This is a genomic window from Mesorhizobium sp. P5_C1 (assembly GCF_054049815.1).
This window is the reverse complement of record NZ_JBFULQ010000569.1, coordinates 1-3,383: the sequence shown is the minus strand read 5'-3', so window position 1 is coordinate 3,383 and position 3,383 is coordinate 1. Positions and strand designations below refer to the sequence as shown.

3 protein-coding genes are annotated in these 3,383 nt (G+C 60.7%); all 3 read left to right on the top strand.

The window, feature by feature from the left end:
* The coding region (locus ACXJ7R_RS28000) for an FAD-binding oxidoreductase (protein ID WP_457154657.1) at positions 1–749 on the top strand (749 nt) is incomplete at its 5' end.
* A 21-nt stretch (positions 750–770) separates the two neighbouring features.
* Entirely contained in the window at positions 771–2,303 is a 1,533-nt protein-coding gene (amaB, locus tag ACXJ7R_RS27995) for an L-piperidine-6-carboxylate dehydrogenase (RefSeq protein WP_457154656.1), read from the top strand.
* Positions 2,304–2,497: 194 nt separating this feature from the next.
* Positions 2,498–3,289: a transporter substrate-binding domain-containing protein gene (locus tag ACXJ7R_RS27990; RefSeq protein WP_457154655.1), complete on the top strand. Its 792-nt coding sequence runs from the start codon at positions 2,498–2,500 to the stop codon at positions 3,287–3,289.
* Positions 3,290–3,383: the final 94 nt, after the last annotated feature.

Genomic DNA, 3,383 nt, shown 5'->3' with positions numbered 1-3,383 from the left:
ATCTTGTGCCGGGAGACGGCGCAGCCGTCATGCCGCTGCTGCGGATGATGGAAGAGCGCCTGGGATCGTATCTGTCGGCCTTCGAAGGCATGTCCAGAAACGCCATCGGTGCGGCGCTCGCCCACGTGCCATCGCTGCGCAACCCCTTCCAGAACGGCGATGTCCCCGCTTATGTCATCCTCGCCGAAATCTCCCGCAGTTGGGCGCCACGCGAGGGCGAGCAGCCGCTCGACGCCGTCCTTGAAACGGTGCTTGCCGAAATCTGGGAGGCAGAAGGCTCGCCGCTGGCCGATGCCTTCGTCGGCCCCGCGCACGAAATGTGGGCGTTGCGCCATGCTCTGTCGGAGGGTGCCAAACATGCGGGCCGTCTCGTGGCTTTCGATCTGTCATTCCGCAGGGCTGACGTGCAGGTGTTCTGCAACTGGATGAAGAGCGAACTGCCCGGCCGCTTTGCCGATGTCGCAATTCTCGACTTTGGCCATATCGGGGACGGCGGTGTCCATTTCAATCTGGTTGTTGACGAGACGCGTACCGGTCCGGTGGATGATCGCTTCGAGCAACAACTGCGCGACTGGGTCTATTCCGTTGCGGTCGACCAGTTTGGCGGCAGCTTTAGCGCCGAGCACGGCATAGGCCGCAAGAACCAGGCTTACTACGACCTCTACACGCAGCAGAAAAACAAGGATCTTGCCGCCGGCCTGAAGCGACTGACGTCGCCTGGCAGCGTCGGCTCGGTATGTCTTGGGTAATCAGGAACAGGAGTTCGGGACATGAACATTGCAGTCAAATCGGTGGATGTAGCGAAGGAAACGGCCGAGCTTCTGGCGAAACTGGGCGTGGCCAAGGACGCGCTTGTCGGCGGCGACCTGATCGTGCACAGCCCGGTGACGGGTGAAGAGATCGCGGCACTGAAGACGATCTCGCCCGCCGATGCGGCCAAGACCATCGATGCCGCGCATAAGGCGTTCCAGGCCTGGCGGATGGTGCCGGGTCCCCGGCGCGGCGAACTGGTGCGCCTGCTCGGTGAGGAGTTGCGCGCGCACAAGACCGAGCTTGGCCGGCTGGTATCGATCGAGGTCGGCAAGATCCCGTCCGAGGGCTTGGGCGAAGTGCAGGAGATGATCGACATCTGCGACTTCGCGGTCGGTCTTTCCAGGCAGTTGTATGGCCTGACCATTGCCACCGAGCGTCCGGGCCATCGCATGTTGGAAACCTGGCATCCGCTTGGCGTGGTCGGTGTCATCTCGGCCTTCAACTTTCCCGTAGCGGTGTGGTCGTGGAATGCGGCGCTGGCGCTGGTCTGCGGCGACGCCGTGGTGTGGAAGCCGTCGGAAAAGACGCCGCTGACCGCGCTCGCCTGCGAGGCGATCTTCAAGCGCGCGGCCGAGCGTTTCGGCGATGCGCCGGAAGGGCTGGCGCCGGTGCTGATCGGCGATCGCGCCATCGGCGAAATCCTGGTCGACCACCCGAAGGTTGCGCTGGTCTCGGCGACCGGCTCGACCCGCATGGGCCGGGATGTCGGTCCGCGGCTGGCCAAGCGCTTTGCCCGCGCCGTGCTGGAACTCGGCGGCAACAATGCCGGCATCGTCTGCCCGACCGCCGATCTCGATATGGCCTTGCGCGCCATTGCCTTCGGCGCCATGGGCACAGCCGGCCAGCGCTGCACGACGCTGCGGCGCCTGTTCGTGCATGACAGCGTCTATGATGCTTTGCTGCCGCGGCTGAAGAAGGCCTATGAGAGCGTCTCGGTCGGCAATCCGCTGGAAACCTCTTCGCTGGTCGGTCCGCTGATCGACAAGGCAGCCTTCGACGCCATGCAGAAGGCGCTGAAGGAAGCCGGCGCGCATGGCGGCAAGGTGACCGGCGGCACGCGGGTCGAGAACGACCATCCCGATGCCTATTACGTGCATCCGGCGCTGGTCGAAATGCCAAAGCAGGTTGCGCCGGTGACGGAAGAAACCTTCGCGCCGATCCTCTATGTGATGAAATATTCCGACTTCGACGCCGTGCTCGACGAGCACAATGCGGTCGGCGCCGGACTGTCGTCGTCGATCTTCACCCGCGACCTGCAGGAATCCGAGCGCTTCCTCGGCGTCGACGGTTCGGATTGCGGCATCGCCAACGTCAACATCGGCACGTCGGGCGCCGAGATCGGTGGCGCCTTCGGCGGCGAGAAGGAAACCGGCGGCGGTCGCGAGAGCGGTTCCGATGCGTGGAAGGCCTATATGCGCCGCGCCACCAACACGGTGAACTATTCCAAGGCCCTGCCGCTTGCTCAGGGTGTTTCGTTCGACATCGATTGAGGTGCAAAGTTCGGGCCGGAGCCGATACCTTTTTGGCGATCTAAACCTTCCGAAAGCCGCGAACTGGGCGTCATTCGATAATCTCCTGTTATGGACATGATCAGCTTTTTCAGCGTACCGGCGAACGACCACCACGCCTAAAATGCCGAATTGGAAGAACAACAAGCGAAAATACAGCAAACAGGAGGGTATCGATGTATCGGCAAGTCATATCATTTTTTATGGGCGTGATCATGTCGTTGGGGCTTCTTGCGGCCGGGCCGGCGCAAGCCCAGACCCTTGAGGCCATCAAGCAATCTGGCGTCTTGCGCGTCGGAATGGCTGACTCGACGCCTGCACAGCAAAAAAATCCTGCAACCGGTGAGTGGGAAGGATTTAACGTCGACATGGCAAAAAACCTWGCCGACGCGCTTGAGGTAAAGCTGCAGATCGTTGACGAGACCTGGAGCACGATCATCCCCGCACTAATGCAGAACCAATACGACATCGCTATGGTCGACATGTTCCGTACCCCAGCGCGCGCGATGACCGTCGACTTCACCGACAGCTACATAACGACGGGCAATACATGGCTCGTACGGGGCGACTTGGATATCGACGATTGGAAGAAACTTGACGATCCGAAATACACCATTGTCGCGATTGCTGGGATGGCCTCTGTGGCACAAAGTGCCAGACTGCTTCCTAAAGCGCAGCAGAAGACAATTGTCTCTGACAATGCTGTCGCGGCAGCCTTGGAAGTGGCTTCTGGCCGCGCAGATGCGACGCTTAGCGACAACCTGACCCATCTTCTCTTCATGAAGGCGAACCCTACCGCCAACGTTAAGATCATCGGTCGCGACAAGCCAATCGAAGCAACGGGCTTTTCATACGCTGTTCGTCCAGGAGACTACCATTTCCTGGCCCTCCTCAATACCTGGATAGCGTACAACACGACCACTGGCTTTTTGTCAGATAGGAAAAAGTTTTGGTATGGCGGCGAGTGAGCAGGCCTAAACAAGCGAAGGCGCCGGGGCTACAGCGATGATTGAGACTATATCGCCCTATGTCCCGGCCCTTCTCAACGGGCTATTGGTTACG

What these genes read in the sequence shown, in the direction of transcription:
- amaB (WP_457154656.1), top strand. Translation starts at nt 771, where the DNA reads ATGAACATTGCAGTCAAATCGGTGGATGTAGCGAAGGAAACGGCCGAG.